Origin of the sequence: Streptomyces sp. NPDC091282, from assembly GCF_044757385.1 — a bacterium.
Taxonomy (GTDB): domain Bacteria; phylum Actinomycetota; class Actinomycetes; order Streptomycetales; family Streptomycetaceae; genus Streptomyces; species Streptomyces gramineus.
The window spans coordinates 661,183-677,910 of sequence record NZ_JBIVUX010000004.1 but is presented as its reverse complement, the minus strand read 5'-3'; the positions used below and the strand labels follow the sequence as shown (position 1 = coordinate 677,910).

Below are 16,728 nucleotides of genomic sequence, written 5' to 3'. Positions count from 1 at the left end.
CCCGGTCAGGGCGCGCCGGTGAGGAACTCCAGCAGCGCGCCGTTCACCTCCGCGGGCCGTTCCAGGTACCCGTAGTGCCCGCAGTCCGCGATCTCGGCGTAGCGCGCCGAGGGCAGGGCCGCGGCGACCTCGCGGCACAGCCACGGGGGCACGATCAGGTCGTGCTCGAAGCCGAGCACGAGGACCGGGACGGCCACCCGGCCGAGCGCGGCGAGCCGGTCCGCCGGCTCGCCGTCGGCCGGGACCGGCACCGGAGCCGTCCCGGCGCGCTCGGCCGCCTCGAACAGGTCGAGCCAGTCGAGCAGTTCGTCCTCGCGCCGCCAGGTGGCGGGCGACAGGTTGAGTACCGCGCGCTGCCATGCCGCGTAGCGCGGCGGCAGCCGTACCCCGGCGGCCGCCAGCTCCCGTTCGGCGTCGGCCATCGCCCTGCCGGACGGGTCGCCGCGGCCACGCGTGGCCATCAGCACCGCCCCGGTCACCAGGCCGGGGCGGGCGAGCAGCAGCTCCTGCACCACCTCGGCCCCGGACGAGACACCGACGGCCCGGCATCGGTCGAGGTCCAACTCCGCGAGGACATCGAGCAGTTCGACGGCGACCGCGCGCGGATCCGGCGCCGCCCGCGCACTCGGGAGCGGCCTCCGGTCGAAGGTGAGCACCCGGAATCCGGCCGCGCGCAGCGCGGGCACCTGGTGCAGGTCCCAGACCCGCCCGGAGGCCCCGCCGCCCGCCACGAGCAGCACGGCGTCCCCCTCGCCCTCGTCCCGTACGTCGAACTCGGCGCCCGCCACCCGCACTGTGCGCACGTGCCCTCCTCGCAGTCGCTCCCGGCGCGGGACGCCCGGAGCGGCCCGCCGCACGGCGGCCATGCTAGGGCCGCCCAGGTCAGCGGTCGGGTGACGAGGTCCGCATGGATCACCGCTTCGCACGTTTGTCCCATTTTGCTCAGTCCTCCTCTTCTTGCACGACAGCTTGATGACCCGCCCGCACACCCCGCTGGACCCCGCTCCCGGGCAAGGATTTCCTCCCGGAGGGCCTGGCCCGGCGGGTACGGCTCTCCGGGCATCGCTCGGGATCCCCTCTCCCGACCCGCCCGCACCGGACCGTGCACCACCCCTGCGCGGTCCGGGGATTTCGGAGTCGGCTACCCGCCTCACGACCAGGAGGGCTGCAAGCGAATGGACCACGCTGTCACCGCCCCGGCCGCGCCACTGAGCCGACGGGAGCGACAGGTGCTGGTGCACATGGCGGACGGGCTGACGTACGACGCGATAGCCCAGCGCATGGCACTGAGCCGCCACACCGTGGACACCTACATCCGCCGCATCCGGGCGAAGACCGGCGCGCGCAACCGCATGCAGTTGCTGCTGTGTGCCCTGCCCCTGATGGCAGGCTCGCTCACCGCGGAATCCGAGCCGGCCCGCCGCGACTGAACAGCGCACGAAGCACGACGAACGGGCAACGAAGCACAAGTACAGGAGATTTGCTGATGAAGCGTCTGATCTGCGCACGGCGCGTCCGGTTCTGTGCGGCGGTCACCGCCCTGGTGGCATTCGGATTCGTGGGGGTCGCCCAGCACACGACGCCCGCGCGGGCGTCGTCCGTGACGACGGCCGACTGCCTGCCGCAGTTCCGCTGCGACGACACGTCCTGGGGCGGCTGAGCCCCGCAGGAACAGCACACCGGCCCGGTCACGCCGCGGACTCCCCCGCCGCGGCGCGACCGGGCCTTCGCCGTTTCCGGACCGGCCACGGACGGACCGGCCGCGGACACCGCGGACGGCCGTGTCCGCCACCGCCCGCATCCGGGGCCGCTCGCCACATGACCTTCGCTGCCACAAGGTCGATACTGAGGGACGGAACGCCCGCCCCGTCGTCAGAGAGCCGGTCACGAGGACTGATGGATCATCAGCCAGGTCAGCAATGGGTCAGCGTCAAGGCCGCCCAAGCCCGCCTTCCAGCGCCCGCGACCGTCAGGGTCAGCAACCTGCCGTATCCGGCTTGAGCGGGAAAAATGCCAGTCAGGGACCTAACTGTTAGCCTGTGAGGGAGAGAGCCGTGAAGATGTTGATCAACGTTCCGGAAACCGTGGTGGCGGATGCGCTGCGGGGCATGGCGGCCGCCCATCCGGAGCTCACCGTCGACGTCGAGAACCGGGTGATCGTACGGCGGGACGCGCCCGTGGCCGGGCAGGTCGCACTCGTTTCGGGCGGCGGTTCCGGGCACGAGCCGCTGCACGGCGGATTCGTGGGCCCCGGCATGCTGTCGGCGGCGTGCCCCGGTGAGGTGTTCACCTCTCCCGTCCCGGACCAGATGGCCCGTGCCGCCGCGGCCGTGGACAGCGGCGCCGGCGTCCTGTTCATCGTGAAGAACTACACGGGCGACGTGCTGAACTTCGACATGGCCGCCGAACTCGCCGAGGACGAGGGCATCCAGGTCGGCAAGGTGCTGGTCAACGACGACGTGGCCGTCACCGACAGCCTGTACACCGCCGGCCGACGTGGCACCGGTGCCACCCTGTTCGTGGAGAAGATCGCCGGCGCGGCCGCGGCGGAGGGCCGGCCGCTGGAGCGGGTGGAGGCCATCGGCCGCCAGGTGAACGAGAACTCCCGCAGCTTCGGCGTGGCGCTCAGCGCCTGCACCACCCCGGCCAAGGGCACCCCGACCTTCGATCTCCCGCCGGGCGAGCTGGAGTTGGGCATCGGCATCCACGGCGAGCCGGGCCGGGAACGACGGCCCATGATGACGTCCGGCGAGATCGCCGAGTTCGCGGTCGACGCCGTCCTTGAGGACATGCCGCCGCGCAACCCGGTGCTCGTCCTGGTCAACGGCATGGGCGCGACCCCGCTCCTGGAGCTGTACGGCTTCAACGCCGAGGTCCAGCGCGTGCTCGCCGAGCGCGGCGTCACCGTCGCCCGCACCCTGGTCGGCAACTACGTCACCTCCCTGGACATGGCCGGCGCCTCGGTCACCCTCTGCCAGGTCGACGAGGAACTGCTGCGGCTGTGGGACGCCCCGGTCAAGACGCCGGCCCTGCGCTGGGGCATGTGAGCGAGACCGCAGCCACCCGCGCCCGTACCGCACAGCAAGGAGACCCCGTGCTAGACGCCGACTTCTTCCGCCGCTGGATGGCGGCGACCGCTTCCTCCGTGGACCGCGAGGCGGAGCGGCTCACCGCCCTCGACTCCCCCATCGGGGACGCCGACCACGGCAGCAACCTCCAGCGCGGTTTCAAGGCGGTGGTGGCCACGCTGGAGAAGGACGCCCCCGACACTCCGGGCGCCGTACTGAGACTCGCCGGGAGCCGGCTGATATCCACGGTCGGCGGCGCGTCGGGGCCGCTGTACGGCACGCTGCTGCGCAGCACCGGCAAGGCGCTCGGCGACGCGGCCGAGGTCAGCGAGGCCGAGTTCGCCCAGGCGCTGCGGGCCGGCGTGGACAAGGTCATGGCGCTCGGCGGAGCGGCGCCCGGCGACAAGACCATGATCGACGCCCTGGTTCCCGCGGTGGACGCGCTCGGCGACGGTTTCGCCGCGGCGCGGGCCGCCGCCGAGGAGGGCGCCCTGGCGACCACCCCGCTGCAGGCCCGCAAGGGCCGGGCCAGCTACCTCGGGGAGCGCAGCATCGGTCACCAGGATCCCGGCGCCACCTCGTCGGCGCTGCTCGTCGCGGGACTGGAGGAGGCAGCCGGTGAGTGACGACAAGCTGGTCGGAATCGTGCTGGTGTCGCACAGCGCGGAGGTCGCGGCCTCCGTCGCGGACCTGGCCAGGGGCCTGGCGGGCGGCGGCACGGCGGTACCGCTCGCCGCGGCCGGCGGCACCGAGGGCGGCGGGCTCGGCACCAGCGCCGAACTGATCGCGGGGGCCGCCGCGTCCGTGGACCGCGGCGCGGGCGTCGCCGTTCTCACCGACCTCGGCAGCGCGGTGCTCACGGTGAAGGCGCTGCTCGCCGAGGGCGACGAACTCCCCGAGGGTACGCGCCTGGTGGACGCCCCGTTCGTCGAGGGCGCGGTCGCCGCGGTCGTGACGGCGGCCACCGGAGCGGACCTGGACGCGGTGACGGCGGCGGCCGCGGACGCGTACTCCTACCGGAAGGTCTGAACATCCCGGCGCCGGCCGGGCGGTGCGACCGACTCCCGACCGCACCGCCGGGCCGGCCCACCACCGCTGCCGCCGGGCGTCAGTACGCGTTTCGCGCCGGGAATTCGCCTTCCTCCACCGGGAGTCGGCGGCCACCGAACCCAGGGACCGCGTCCCAGGCCGAACCCAGCTCCATGCCCCGAGCGAAGCTCCGCACGGCATCGCGCAGCGCCAGCGCGGTCCTCCCGGCAGCGGCCCCGCGGACGTGTGCGGCCGGGTCCGGCCTTCCGCTGTGATCGCTGTCCATTCTCATACCTCGTCCTCACACAGACCGGGCCGGGCGCAGAACCGCATGACCGTTCGCCAGTCTGGACGTGATATCGGCCGGGTTGCGTCACTCGTCACCCGAGTCTGTGCCTGCCGGGCATGAATCACGGTCGAAGAGGCAGCCGTCGGCGCCGTCCGCATCGGAGTCCCGACGCACCCGGTCCGCTGATGTGCCGGTCGCCGACAACCCCTGTGGGCAGGGAGAACTGCCCGAAAGGACAGTGAAAACCCGCATTCATGGGACACACGCCCCCACATGCCTCGCCCCGCGTACACGCGGTGAACGCCGTCCGTGAAAGGCGGACGCGGAGGCGTGAGAGTCTTGGCGGGCCCCGCTCGACCTGGAGACCCGACACGCATTCCCTGGCCTTCCGCGCAGGGATGCCCCCGGGTGCAGGAGAGTTGACGGCATCCCCCCACGAAAGGCGATTTCCATGGCACTTGCGTTGCTGCAACGATGGCGCCCGAGGAACGGCGGTGGAGCAGCGGAGAGTTTCTCGTTGCCCCTTCCGCCCGGCGCGGGCGGCATTCTGCGTGAGGTGCTCGATCCGGCCGGTTCGCCCGTCGCGGCGGCGGACGTCACCGTCACCGCCCTCGACACCCATCGTGTGGCGGCCCGTGGAACGACCGACCCGTTCGGCTTCTTCCTCGCGACCCTGCCTCCAGGCCGGTACAGCCTGCAGATCTCCGCGGACGGCCTGCGGCACCACGCCGAGACCCTCGACGTACAGGCGGGAGCGGCGGCCGGTGAGCGCGTCTGGCTGCACACGGCCGAGGCCCGCCAACTGCCCACTCCCGGAACCTGGCTGTTCGATCCGCCGCACACGGCGATACGTTTCATCGCCAAGCATGTCGGCATGGGTCACGTCCACGGCCGCTTCGAACGCTTCGAGGGCGGCATCCGGATCGCCGACGACATGACCCGGTCCAGTGTCCACGTCCGTATCGACGCGGCGAGCATCAACACCGGCAACAACACGAGGGACGACCATCTGCGGTCGTCGGACTTCCTGTGGGTCGACGAATTCCCGTACATCGACTTCACCAGCAGCCGTTTCGCGTTCCGCGGCGGAAGCAAATGGGTTGTCCAGGGTTCCCTGACGATGCACGGGGTGAGCCGCTCGATGTCCTTGGACACCACCTATCTGGGAACCGTCAACGGCGGCTACGCGCAGGAACTGCGGTGCGCCGCGCTGGCGAAGGGGGAACTGCACCGCGAGGACTACACCCTGAACTGGCGGTCGATGCTCGCCCGCGGAATCGCGGTGGTGGGTCCCACCGTGCAGCTGGAACTCGACGTCCAGGCCATGCACCGCACCGACGGCACGCCCACTCCGCCCGACTAGGGGCTGTCCCGCAGCCCCTCCGCCACGACCGTGAGGGCCGCGCGCAAGGTCGCCGCGAGTTCGGCCTCCGCCGTGGCCGGGTCCGTCGTCTCCTCGGTGACGCGCCAGGCGTAGTGCTCCACGGCCGCGCGCAGCGCCGCGTTGAACATGGCGGCCTGGATGGTGGGCCGCAGGTCCTCGGCGGGCAGTCCGGCGCGCTCGGCGAGGGCGCGGGCGAAGGCGGGTTCGGCCTCGTCGTAGGTCTGCAGCCATTCCGCGCGCAGGCCCGGTTCGGTGCGGGTCAGCCGCACCAGGGCGCCGATGGTGGTGCGGTCGGGGCCCCGGACCAGCCGGCTGTCGGTCGGCACGGCGGCCTCGAAGGCCTCCTCCAGCGGGCGGCCCGGCCGCCAGGCCCGCAGGCAGTCGGCGACGACCTCGATGCCGGCCGCGAACAGCGGCCGTACGCAGGCCTCCTTGCCAGGGAAGTAGCGCCACACCGTGCGCGCCGACACCCCGACGGCCCGGCCGATCTGCTCGCCCGTGGTCGCCGCCACCCCTTGCGCGACGAACAGGTCCACCGCGGCACGGGCGATCTCCAGTCTGGTCTCGGCCTTGCGCTGCTCCGTCAGGGGCGGCCGTCCCGTGCGTGAGGCTGCTGCGGTCATCTGGTCCTCCCGTGCCGCTGAGTGCTGCACGGAATTCTCCTGGAAGCCCGGGGCACTTCCCGCCACGACTCCATGCCGCTCGAAGACGTCGAGTCGCGGGGTGTGACCGCGCCCGGACACCGGACGCCTCGGCCCCACCTGACGGGAGCCCGCATGGCCGGCCGCGATCGTCTTCCCGGCCTCGGACACGGCCCGCGCCGTGAGCGGCGCGGTCCTGCCGGCGGACAACGGCTGGGCGGCCGTCCGACCCCGGCGAGGCCCGCGCCCCCGACGGCGCGGCCGGTCAGCCGCCCGCGGTGAACAGCGCGGCCAGGCGCTCCCCCTCCGACTCCGCCGCGTCCTGGTCCTCGATGGGCTTGACCACGGTGTCCTTGAAGACGATGTAGGTGACGCCGGACGGCACCCCGCCGACGCGCGGGTCGGGGTTCACGCCCAGCCCCTTCGCCGTGGCGTACGAGGCCTCGCCGATGATGTCGGCCGGTCCGGTGTCGCCGACGACGGCGTACTGCACCCGGTCCTTGTAGATCACCGCGGCGACCGCGCCGCCCCGGATGCCGGACGCCCGGTAGTCCCAGCGGCTGCTGGGCCCCGGCACGACGACGTAGGGCAGCTTCTCGGCATTGAGGTGGCGGCCGTCGGACTGCTGGAAGGCGGTGGCGGCGGAGAACGCCGGGTCGGCGGCGCGGTTGCAGTGGGCGGTGACCTGGCCGTCGCAGTCGATGTCGAGGTCGGCCTCCCAGAAGACGGCCTGGTCGGTGCCGCACACGGGGACGGTGGCGGCGGTTCCGGCGTCGCTGCGGTAGCGGCCCTTGGAGATCTGTGCACAGTCCCGTACCCGGGCCAGCAGGTCGGTGGCGGCGATCCGGTGCCGTGCTCCGGGGGCGGTGAGCGAGGCGGCGGGGGTGGGCAGGGTGGTCGGGGCGAGCAGGGCGGCGCCGGCGGTGGCCAGCGTCAGCGTCTGGAGACGCACGATGAGGGACCCTCTCCGTGGGGGACATGGAGTCAACCGGTCCAATGTGGTGGGGGCGGGGCGGCCGGGCCAGGAAGAGGGGGCCCTACAGGGCCGATCGGAGCAACGAACTGACACCCCGTGAGATTCCGTCAGGGGCCGGGGCGGCGGGCCGGTGCCGGCCGGCCGCCCCGGCCGCCCGCGTCGGCGCGGGATCAGCGACGACAGCGTTCCGCGCCACGGGCGCGAACTGCCCCTGTGACTCGGGCAGTTCGGCCGTAGAGCCCTCAGCATACGTAACTCTCCCCCGCTGTCGGCAATACGGCCCTCTTGATGTCCGCATCCAGGCGGGTCATATTGGTCCGGACCTTTGTCGTGCTGCCGTCACCGGGAGGCGGAACCGTGCGCCGAGTTGTCGTCCTGGTCTGCGCACTGCTGTTCCTCACGTCCTGCGGCTGGGGCGGGACCGCCGACGGCGACAGCGGCCGGCTGCCCGGCGCCCCGACCGGGGTCACCGCGGCGGCGGGGAGCGCGACGAGCGTGCACGTGATGTGGAACGCGTTGCCGGCCGGCTCCGGGATCCGCGGCTACGAGGTGTACCGCGGCACCACGAAGGTCGCCGACGTGCCGGACTCGGAGCACATGGTGGACGTCACCAGGCTCAGGCCGTCCACCGGGTACGCGTTCACGGTCCGGGCGCGGGGCGAGGACGGCAGCCTCGGCCCGCGCAGCCGTGCGGTGCGGGCGACGACGCCGGCGATGACCGCGGCGGACCGCTCGGCCCCGACCCGGCCGGGGCACCCGCGCGGCCGGGCGGTGGGCAGCCGTGCGGTGCAGCTGTCCTGGGACGCGGCGAAGGACGACCGGGCGGTGGTGTCGTACGACGTCTTCCAGGGCGGTGCGAAGATCCACAGTGTGGGCGGCAACCAGACCGCGACGGTCGTCACGGGGCTGCGGCCCGGCACGCGCTACGTGTTCACCGTCCGCGCCCGGGACGCGGCCGACAACCTCTCGCCGGCCGCCGCGGCGGTGCGCCTGACCACTCCGGGCAGCGACGACGGCCGCGACACCGCGCCGACCGGCTTCACGGCCGGGTGCCACGAGGAGGGCGGGGCGTACTACCTCGACCTGGCCTGGGATCCGCCGCGCGCGGACGGGGTGATCACGGAGTACCAGATCCGGCTCGACGGCGGTACGACGACCTCTCTGGTCTGGGGCGGCACCCCGCCGACGGGCCACTCGACCTACAGCTTCTACGTGGGGCGGGACCGTGGTGTGAGGCACCAGGTGCGGCTGCGGGCGCGGCTGCCGGACGGGACGTGGGGCGGCTGGTCGGCCGAGCGGGCCATGACGACCGGTGGGTGAACCGCATTCCGGGCTGGGCCGGTAGCGGGATTCCGTCACCTGGACAGCCGCCCCCGGGTGCGGCGCGGCCCGCCGCCGCTTTGGCTGAACTCCGAGGCAGCACGGGAGTCTCCCGATCCTCGGCGGCGCAAGGGACGTTCCGCCTACCGTGCCGCCGGAGGGCAGCCACATGCGCAACTCACGACTTCTCCTCCGCTCCGGCCTGACCCTGGCGGCCGCCGCCGCGCTCCCGACCTGGCTCGCCGGCCCGTCCGCGGCGGTCACGGGCATCTCGGTGAGCACCACCGGCACCACGGTCTCGGTGGTCACCAGCGCCTGCACGCAGAGCGGCGGCAGCTGGGGCAACGCCTCGCTGCTCAACAGCGGCCAGACCGCCTTCGCGCAGGGGCGGCAGGCGGCTCTCGCGGGCACCACGGTGAGCCAGTCCGCCGCCTGGTCGGGCGTGTCGCCGGGCACCTACACGGTGGTCGTCGTCTGCTCCAACGGCGGTACGGCGGGCACCCAGTCGGTGATCGTCTCGTCCGCCCCTTCCGTGCCCGCGCCGCCGACGACCTCGAACACGAACACGAACCCGAACACGACCAGGACGGCGGCGCCCGCGCGGGGCGTGGCGGGCGGTCTGGGCGGTGCCGCCCGCGACTACGGCCCGCTCACGCTGGGCGTCGGCGCGGCCCTGGTCGGCACGGGCGTCATCGCCACCGGCTGGTACCTGCGCAAGCGGTCCAAGCCGCACCGGCTCTGAACATCCTTCAGCGCTCGGGCAGTTCGCCGAGCTCCCGCACGGCCTGGTCGAGCCACCGCGTCCAGAAGGACTCCAGGTCGATGCCGGCCCGCAGCACCAGGTGCCGCAGCCGGTCCTCGGGCGCGTCCTTGCCGGGCGGGAAGTCGCGCCGCTCGATCTCCTCGTACTCGGCCAACTGTGCTCGGTGCAGCTCCAGATGGCGGCGCAGATCGGTTTCGAGTCCGTCGGTGCCGACCACCGCGGCCGCCCGCAGCCGCAGCAGCATAGTGTCCCGCTGCGGCTTGGGGTCCTGGGCGGCGGCCGTCCAGCGGGCCAGTTCGGCGCGGCCCGCGGGCAACACCTCGTAGCTCTTGCGCTGCCCGCGGGCCGGCTGCTCGGCCGGCAGGGTGCGGATGTGGCCCTCCGCCTCCAGCCTGCCCAGTTCGCGGTAGATCTGCTGGTGCGTGGCCGACCAGAAGTAGCCGATCGACCGGTCGAACCTGCGGGTCAGCTCCAGCCCCGACGACGGCTTTTCCAGCAGGGCGGTGAGGATCGCGTGCGGGAGTGACATGCGCTCATCCTAGGGACGGCCCTACAGGGCGGCCGCCAGCTCGGTGCCCTGCTTGATGGCCCGCTTGGCGTCCAGTTCGGCGGCGACGTCGGCTCCCCCGATGACGTGCGCGCTGCGTCCGGCGGCGACCAGCTCCTCGTACAGGCCGCGGCGCGGCTCCTGTCCGGTGCACAGCACGACGGTGTCGACCTCCAGGACCGTGCTCTGCCCGTCGACGGTGACGTGCAGTCCGGCGTCGTCGATCAGGTCGTAGCGCACGCCCGGGACCATGGTGACGCCCCGGTGCTTGAGTTCGGCGCGGTGGATCCAGCCGGTGGTCTTGCCGAGGCCCGCGCCGACCTTGCCGGTCCGGCGCTGGAGCAGGTGCACGGTGCGCGGGGGCGCGGGGCGCTCGGGGGCGGCGAGGCCGCCGGGGGTCCGGTACTCCGTGTCGACGCCCCAGTGCCTGAAGTACGTCGCCGGGTCCTCGCTCGCCTTGTCGCCGCCGTCGGTGAGGAACTCGGCGACGTCGAAGCCGATGCCGCCGGCACCGAGGATGGCGACGCGGTCGCCGACGGGGGCGTCGTCGCGCAGCACGTCGAGGTAGCCGAGGACGCGCGGGTGGTCGACGCCGGGGATGTCGGGGGTGCGCGGGGTGACGCCGGTGGCGACCACGACCTCGTCGTAGCCGGTGACGTCCTCGGGTCCGACCGTCGTGTTCAGGCGTACGTCCACGCCGTGGGCGTCGAGCTGGTGGCGGAAGTAGCGCAGGGTCTCGTCGAACTCCTGCTTGCCGGGGACCTTGCGGGCCACGTTGAGCTGGCCGCCGATCTCCGCCGCGGCGTCGAACAGGGTGACCTGGTGGCCGCGTTCGGCGGCGGAGACCGCGCAGGCGAGGCCGGCCGGACCCGCGCCGACGACCGCGACCCGCTTGCGCCGCCGGGTCGGGGCGAGGACCAGTTCGGTCTCGTGGCAGGCGCGCGGGTTGACCAGGCAGGAGGTGATCTTGCCGCCGAAGGTGTGGTCGAGGCAGGCCTGGTTGCAGCCGATGCAGGTGTTGATGGCCTCCGGCGTGCCGGCCGCGGCCTTCGCGACGAAGTCGGGGTCGGCGAGCATCGGGCGGGCCACGGAGACCATGTCGGCGGTGCCGTCGGCGAGCAGTTCCTCGGCGAGTTCCGGGGTGTTGATGCGGTTGGTGGTGACCAGCGGGACGGAGACCTCGCCCATCAGCCGCTTGGTGACCCAGGTGTAGGCGCCGCGCGGCACCGAGGTGGCGATGGTGGGGATGCGGGCCTCGTGCCAGCCGATGCCGGTGTTGATGAGGGTCGCACCGGCGGCCTCGACGGCCTTGGCGAGGGTGATCACCTCGTCCAGGGAGGAACCGCCCGGGACCAGGTCCAGCATGGAGAGCCGGTAGACGATGATGAAGTCCGCGCCGACGGCCTCGCGCACCCGCCGGACGATCTCGACGGGGAACCGCATGCGGTTCTCGTACGGCCCTCCCCAGCGGTCGGTGCGGTGGTTGGTCCGGGCCGCGACGAACTCGTTGACGAGGTAGCCCTCGGAGCCCATGATCTCGACGCCGTCGTAGCCCGCCAGGCGGGCCAGGCGGGCGGTGCGGACGTAGTCGTCGATGGTCCGCTCGACGTCCTCGTCGGTGAGTTCGCGGGGCGCGTAGGGGCTGATCGGGGCCTGGAGCGGGCTGGGCGCGACGAGGTCCTGGTGGTAGGCGTAGCGGCCGAAGTGCAGGATCTGCAGCGCGATCCGGCCGCCCTCGCGGTGCACGGCGTCGGTGACGGTCCGGTGCTGCGCGGCCTCGTCCTCGGTGGTGAGCCTGGCGCCGCCCTCGTAGGGCCGGCCCTCGTCGTTGGGCGCGATGCCGCCGGTCACGATGAGGCCCACTCCGCCGCGGGCCCGGGCCGCGTAGAACTCCGCCATCCGCTCGAAGCCGCGCTCGGCCTCCTCCAGGCCCACGTGCATGGAGCCCATGAGCACGCGGTTGGGCAGGGTGGTGAAGCCCAGGTCGAGGGGTTTCAGCAGATGCGGGTAACGGCTCATCGGAACCTCCGTGCGCGGTGTCTTCACAGCAGTTCTAGAGGACCGCGCACGGATTATGCAACTAGTTGCACAAAGGCTCCGGGGGGACGTGTCTCAGATCACCGGTCACCGGCTTTCGAGCAGGACGTGCAGCTCCCTCTCCTGGTCGCCCGAGGCGGAGGAGAGGTTGCGCACCGTGAACAGGGAGTCGAGGGTCGTACGGAGCCGGTCGATGGCCCAGTAGCCGCCCTGCGCGTCGGCCTCCACGGAGGCCGCGAGCCGGGGCGGCGGCGTGCACTCGCGGGCGTCGGTGACCTCGAACGTGCCGAGCCACACCATGGGGCGGCTCTCGTGGAGCTGCTGGGGCACGTCCTCGGCCTCGCGGTCGGACTCGAAGCACTGGCACAGCGCGTCGAACACGATCCGGGCGTCTTCCTTGCTGCATCCGCTGATCTCAAGCGAGACGGGTTCCTCGTGCAGTCGCTCAGGACCCATGGCGATCGCTCCTCTCATGGCGACGGCGCGGTCACCCGGGTTCCCCCGCGAACCGCGCCATGCCAACAGAAAAGCACCGATTTCCGGGCGGTGCATCACCCGGCGCACCGCCCGGCGCGCCGGGCGGCCGGGAGGTCAGCCGCGCGTGAACTTGTACGTCTTGCTGTCCGTGAGGACGCAGAACCCGGGCGACATCACGATGACGCGCAGGGTGCCGGTGCGCCGGTCGTAGTCGATGCCCTCGGCCTCGAAGGTGCCCGAGCAGGAGCTGCGCAGCGGCAGTTGGCGCAGCGCGGTGACATGACCGGTGACGTCGGCGGTGCCGGGCCGGGCGGCCAGGTCGATCTGCAGGAGCGGCTTGGTGAGGCCGAAGAGGCTGCCGTCCGGGTCGTCCGAGGAGCACAGCAGCGTGGTCGGGCCAAAGAAGTCGCAGCCCTGGACGTCGCGCACGGCGTGGTCGAGGGTGACGACGGAGGCCAGCGGGAGGTTCGCGGACGGCGAGGTGCTCTTGTTGACGCCCGGCGTGGGGAGGACCAGGAACCGGGTCATCGTGCCGTACTCGCCGGAGAGCATGTACTGGCCGTCGGGCGAGATCGCGTCCCAGGAGTTGTTGAGTGCCTCGCCCGCGGCGAGCGTGTGCACGTACTCGGACCAGGCACCGCCGGGGGCCTGCACCCGGTACATCTTGGCGGTGCCGGAGTCGGCCTGGTACGGCTCGACGTAGTAGCCGTCGTAGGACTCGTCGGGGTCGCCGACATGGTTCCAGCCGCGGCTGGAGACGCCGAGCGGGATGGTGCCGATGCCGGTGTAGCGGTTGGCGCTGCCCGCGGGAACCTCGACGGAGGTCAGGCCCTGGCTCTCGGTGAGCGGGTCGGCGCGGTCGGAGCCGGTCTCGGTCCAGGTGTCGGCCGCGGAGGCCGGGCCGGCCGAGAGGGCGAGGGCCGCGGCGAGGGCGGTCAGGACGGTCAGGCCTGCGTGACAACGTTGCCGGGGGGACGCGGGCATGGGTGCCTACTCCTCGGTCGGTGGGCGGGTGGCCGGTACGGCGGCCAGTCTGGCGTGCACCACCTGACAGGCCCGTACAGACCGGCTGCGGAACGCGAAGGTGAACTCACGCCCGGCCGCTCCGGCGGACCCTTCGCCGTACGGATACCGCCGTGGTGCGAGATGGTGGAGGAGTCGGCGGCGTCGGAGAGTCGGGTGTGAGCGCGCGAGAGCAGGGAGAGTCGGCACAGGGGCCGGCGTACCGTGCGCGGGTTCGGAGGCGGTGCGTGGGATGAGTCCAGCCGAGTCGTCGCAGGCCGGCGGCGTGGAGCCGGTGCGCGGGCCGGTGCGCCCGGGCGGCCTGCTCGACGTGCTCGGCATGGCCTCGGTCGTCCTGGACGCCAAGGGACGCATCGTGCTGTGGAGCCCGCAGGCCGAGGAGCTGTTCGGCTACTCGGCCCGTGAGGCGCTCGGGCAGTACGCGGCGCGGCTGATGGTGGACGAACGCCACATCGAACTGGTCGGCAAGCTGTTCGCCGACGTCATGCGGACCGGGCGGAGCTGGGCGGGCGGTTTCCCGATCCTCCACAAGGACGGCACCACCCATGTGGTGGAGTTCCGCAACATGCGGCTCACGGACGACAACGGCGACGTGTTCGCGCTCGGCCTGGCCGCCGACCAGTCGACGGTGCGCCGGCTGGAGCAGGACGTGGCGCTGTCCGAACGGATCGTGAAGCAGTCGCCGATCGGGCTGGCCGTCCTCGACACGCGGCTGCGGTTCGTCTCGGTCAACCCGGCGCTGGAGCGGCTCAACGGGGTTCCGGCCGAGGAGCACCTGGGGCGGACACTGCGCGAGGTCCTGCCGCACCTGGACGCGGACGCCCTGGAGTCGGCGTACCTGCGGGTGCTGCGGACCGGTGAGCCGGTGATCGACCGGTCCGTGGTGGGCAGGACACCGGCCGCCCCCGACGAGGAGCACATCTGGTCGCTGTCGGTCTACCGGCTGGAGGACGCGCTGGACAACGTCCTGGGCGTGGCGACCTCGGTCGTGGACATCACCGAGCCCTACCGGGCCGGCGTCGAGGCCGAGAACGCGCGCCGCCGCCTGGCCGTGATCGCGGACGCCTCGGCCCGGATCGGCACCACCCTCGACCTGGAGCGCACCGCGGCGGAGCTGGCCGACGTCGCCGTGCCGGAGCTGGCCGACGTGGCGGCCGTGGACCTGCTGGACAGGGTGGTCGAGGGCCGGCGCAGCACGCTCGGTCCGGCCGAACCCGCCGTGCTGCGCGCGCTGGCGGTGCGCGCGGAGCGGGAGGCGTACGCGGTGCAGGCGGCCGACACGCCGGGCACGGTCGCCCGGTACGCCCCGGACCGGCTGGTCACCGAGTGCGTACGGACCGGTGAGGCGGTGCTGGTGCGGCAGGTCGGGGACGCGGACCTGCCGCGGATCGCCCGCTCCCCCGAGGCCGCCGCGCTGCTGCGGCGGGCCGGGCTGCACTCGTACCTGGCCGTGCCGCTGATCGCGCGCGGCGAGGTGCTGGGCGCCCTCGACCTCAAGCGGACCCGCAATCCGGCGCCCTTCGACGACGACGATCTGCTGCTGGCCCGGGAACTGGCCTCCCGCGCCGCCGTGCAGATCGACAACGCCCGCTGGTACCAGAACGCCCGCACCAACGCGCTGACCCTGCAGCGCAGCATGCTGCCCGCGCACGACCGGGTCACCAACGGCCTGGAGGTGGCCTCCCGCTATCAGCCGGCCGGTGCCACCGTCGAGGTGGGCGGCGACTGGTTCGACGTCATCCCGCTGGACGGCGACCGCACCGCCCTGGTGGTCGGCGACGTGATGGGCAGCGGGATCAACGCGGCGGCGACGATGGGCCGGCTGCGCACCGCGACCAACACGCTGGCCTCCCTCGGCCTGGACCCGGCCGTCCTCCTCGACCACCTGGAGAAGACCACCTCGGGCCTCGACCAGTCCATCGCGACCTGCGTGTACGCCGTGCACGACCCGCTGCTGCGGCAGTTCCGGATCGCCAACGCCGGCCATCTGCCGCCGGTCCGGGTCCGCCCCGGCCGGCCGCCCGAACTGCTCGACCTGCCCACCGGGGTCCCGCTGGGCGTGGGCGGGATCCCGTTCTCCACCACCACCGTGGACTTCGAGCCCGGTGACGAGCTGGTGCTGTACACCGACGGCCTGGTGGAGACCCGCAGCCACTCGCTGGACGAGCGGCTGGACGCGCTGCTGGCCCTCCTGGACGGCCCCGCCCGCCCGCTGGAGGAGGTCTGCGACCTGCTGCTGCGGGAGCTGCACCACCCCGACAACCACGACGACGTGGCCGTGCTCATCGCCCGCGCCCGGGAACAGTCGTAGCGCGCACCGGCTCACAGGAACCGATTACCGGCTCCTTATCACCCAACTCGGACAATTCACTCAAAGAGGCATGCAGACAAGGCCGCGTGCCGTCCGCCGATGGGAGCGAGCCGTGACGCACGAACCCGAGCAGGAACACCGCCGTGACCGCGACGGCACCGAGCCGTCGATCCCGCCGATGCCGGACCGTCCCCCGCACGCCGGCGCGGCGCCGGAGGCATGGGCCGGGCCGGACCGTGGCCGGGAGAGGCCGGCGCGCGTCCCGTGGCGCCGGCGGCCGGCCCGCGCGCGTGCCGTGACCGTGGCCCTCCTGGCGGGCGCGCTGGCCCTGGGCGGCACGGTGGCGTTCGCCGCCGGGTCCGGCCAGAACGGCTCCGGCACGCCTTCCGGCTCCGGCACGCCGTCGGCCTCCTCGGGCCCGGACGGGCACGGCCCCGGGCGGGGCTGGTTCGGCAGGGGCGGCCTCGGGGTGCACGGCGAGGCGACCGTCAAGGACCCGGACACCGGCAAGTACGTGGTCCGGGTCTGGCAGCGGGGCACGGTCGACAAGACGGACGGCGACCGGGTGACGGTGAAGAGCGACGACGGTACGTCGTGGACGTGGACCGTGGGCTCGAACGTCACCGTGCGCGGCGACTCCGGATCGCTCAAGAAGGACGCGAAGGCGTTCCTGGTCGGCACCCGCGCCGACGACGGCAAGCTGACCGCCGCGGCCGCCTTCTCGGGCGACCTCAAGGGCATGGGCCGGGGCGGCGGGCACGACCACGGCGGCCCGTGGCGCCACCACGGCGACCGTTCGCCGTCCCCGAGCCCGTCGGGCAGCGGGGCGACCACCTAGGGCGGGTCGCGGACGTCCCGGCCGC

General features: G+C 73.0%; 17 protein-coding genes. 10 read left to right on the top strand and 7 right to left on the bottom strand.

Annotation, left to right across the window (positions count from 1 at the left end; translation table 11 throughout):
* Nucleotides 1-5: 5 nt before the first annotated feature.
* A complete protein-coding gene (locus ACIQOE_RS21935; protein ID WP_365554400.1) occupies nucleotides 6-803 on the bottom strand; it encodes an alpha/beta hydrolase in 798 nt (265 codons plus the stop codon).
* 372 nt (nucleotides 804-1,175) lie between these two features.
* On the opposite strand from ACIQOE_RS21935, the gene ACIQOE_RS21930 reads away from it, so the two are divergent.
* The 6 genes from ACIQOE_RS21930 to ACIQOE_RS21905 all read left to right on the top strand — a co-directional run bounded on the left by ACIQOE_RS21930 (nucleotide 1,176) and on the right by ACIQOE_RS21905 (nucleotide 5,749).
* A complete protein-coding gene (locus ACIQOE_RS21930; protein ID WP_351939507.1) occupies nucleotides 1,176-1,430 on the top strand; it encodes a helix-turn-helix transcriptional regulator in 255 nt (84 codons plus the stop codon).
* A gap of 56 nt (nucleotides 1,431-1,486) precedes the next feature.
* Nucleotides 1,487-1,660 (top strand): hypothetical protein, encoded by a 174-nt coding sequence (locus ACIQOE_RS21925; protein WP_351322796.1) that lies wholly within the window; start codon nucleotides 1,487-1,489, stop codon nucleotides 1,658-1,660.
* Between the two features lie 394 nt (nucleotides 1,661-2,054).
* Nucleotides 2,055-3,047, top strand: a complete 993-nt coding sequence (dhaK, locus tag ACIQOE_RS21920; RefSeq protein WP_351322795.1) for a dihydroxyacetone kinase subunit DhaK — start codon at nucleotides 2,055-2,057, stop codon at nucleotides 3,045-3,047.
* 47 nt (nucleotides 3,048-3,094) lie between these two features.
* Nucleotides 3,095-3,694: a dihydroxyacetone kinase subunit DhaL gene (gene dhaL, locus ACIQOE_RS21915; RefSeq protein WP_351939512.1), complete on the top strand. Its 600-nt coding sequence runs from the start codon at nucleotides 3,095-3,097 to the stop codon at nucleotides 3,692-3,694.
* Nucleotides 3,687-4,097, top strand: a complete 411-nt coding sequence (locus ACIQOE_RS21910) for a PTS fructose transporter subunit IIA (RefSeq protein ID WP_362642413.1) — start codon at nucleotides 3,687-3,689, stop codon at nucleotides 4,095-4,097. Before dhaL ends, ACIQOE_RS21910 begins: the two co-directional genes overlap by 8 nt.
* A gap of 740 nt (nucleotides 4,098-4,837) precedes the next feature.
* On the top strand, nucleotides 4,838-5,749 hold the full coding sequence (locus ACIQOE_RS21905; RefSeq protein WP_365554392.1) for a YceI family protein: 912 nt from the start codon (nucleotides 4,838-4,840) through the stop codon (nucleotides 5,747-5,749).
* On the opposite strand, the gene ACIQOE_RS21900 is transcribed toward ACIQOE_RS21905, so the two are convergent.
* A complete protein-coding gene (locus tag ACIQOE_RS21900; RefSeq protein ID WP_351322791.1) occupies nucleotides 5,746-6,393 on the bottom strand; it encodes a TetR family transcriptional regulator in 648 nt (215 codons plus the stop codon). The two genes, ACIQOE_RS21905 and ACIQOE_RS21900, sit on opposite strands and share 4 nt — an antisense overlap.
* A 283-nt stretch (nucleotides 6,394-6,676) precedes the next feature.
* Complete coding sequence (locus ACIQOE_RS21895) at nucleotides 6,677-7,363, bottom strand: glycoside hydrolase family 75 protein (protein ID WP_351322789.1); 687 nt, start codon at nucleotides 7,361-7,363, stop codon at nucleotides 6,677-6,679.
* Nucleotides 7,364-7,744: 381 nt separating this feature from the next.
* Here ACIQOE_RS21895 and ACIQOE_RS21890 point away from each other — a divergent pair, with 381 nt between their 5' ends.
* Together ACIQOE_RS21890 and ACIQOE_RS21885 are read left to right on the top strand one after the other, a co-directional pair.
* Nucleotides 7,745-8,707, top strand: coding sequence for a fibronectin type III domain-containing protein (locus ACIQOE_RS21890; protein ID WP_399009988.1), 963 nt, complete (start codon nucleotides 7,745-7,747; stop codon nucleotides 8,705-8,707).
* A 169-nt stretch (nucleotides 8,708-8,876) separates the two neighbouring features.
* Nucleotides 8,877-9,449, top strand: a complete 573-nt coding sequence (locus ACIQOE_RS21885; RefSeq protein ID WP_365571699.1) for a hypothetical protein — start codon at nucleotides 8,877-8,879, stop codon at nucleotides 9,447-9,449.
* Nucleotides 9,450-9,456: 7 nt separating this feature from the next.
* On the opposite strand, the gene ACIQOE_RS21880 is transcribed toward ACIQOE_RS21885, so the two are convergent.
* The 4 genes from ACIQOE_RS21880 to ACIQOE_RS21865 all read right to left on the bottom strand — a co-directional run bounded on the left by ACIQOE_RS21880 (nucleotide 9,457) and on the right by ACIQOE_RS21865 (nucleotide 13,515).
* Complete coding sequence (locus ACIQOE_RS21880) at nucleotides 9,457-9,999, bottom strand: PadR family transcriptional regulator (RefSeq protein WP_351322783.1); 543 nt, start codon at nucleotides 9,997-9,999, stop codon at nucleotides 9,457-9,459.
* Nucleotides 10,000-10,020: 21 nt separating this feature from the next.
* Nucleotides 10,021-12,036, bottom strand: coding sequence for an FAD-dependent oxidoreductase (locus ACIQOE_RS21875; RefSeq protein ID WP_401413095.1), 2,016 nt, complete (start codon nucleotides 12,034-12,036; stop codon nucleotides 10,021-10,023).
* A 105-nt stretch (nucleotides 12,037-12,141) separates the two neighbouring features.
* The gene (locus ACIQOE_RS21870; RefSeq protein ID WP_351942256.1) at nucleotides 12,142-12,510 is read right to left on the bottom strand and encodes a hypothetical protein; all 369 of its coding nucleotides are present in this window, start codon (nucleotides 12,508-12,510) and stop codon (nucleotides 12,142-12,144) included.
* A 135-nt stretch (nucleotides 12,511-12,645) separates the two neighbouring features.
* The gene (locus ACIQOE_RS21865) at nucleotides 12,646-13,515 is read right to left on the bottom strand and encodes a hypothetical protein (protein ID WP_401413093.1); all 870 of its coding nucleotides are present in this window, start codon (nucleotides 13,513-13,515) and stop codon (nucleotides 12,646-12,648) included.
* A gap of 271 nt (nucleotides 13,516-13,786) precedes the next feature.
* On the opposite strand from ACIQOE_RS21865, the gene ACIQOE_RS21860 reads away from it, so the two are divergent.
* Nucleotides 13,787-15,865: a SpoIIE family protein phosphatase gene (locus tag ACIQOE_RS21860; protein ID WP_399009982.1), complete on the top strand. Its 2,079-nt coding sequence runs from the start codon at nucleotides 13,787-13,789 to the stop codon at nucleotides 15,863-15,865.
* A 112-nt stretch (nucleotides 15,866-15,977) separates the two neighbouring features.
* On the top strand, nucleotides 15,978-16,703 hold the full coding sequence (locus ACIQOE_RS21855) for a hypothetical protein (RefSeq protein WP_401413091.1): 726 nt from the start codon (nucleotides 15,978-15,980) through the stop codon (nucleotides 16,701-16,703).
* Nucleotides 16,704-16,728 lie beyond the last annotated feature (25 nt).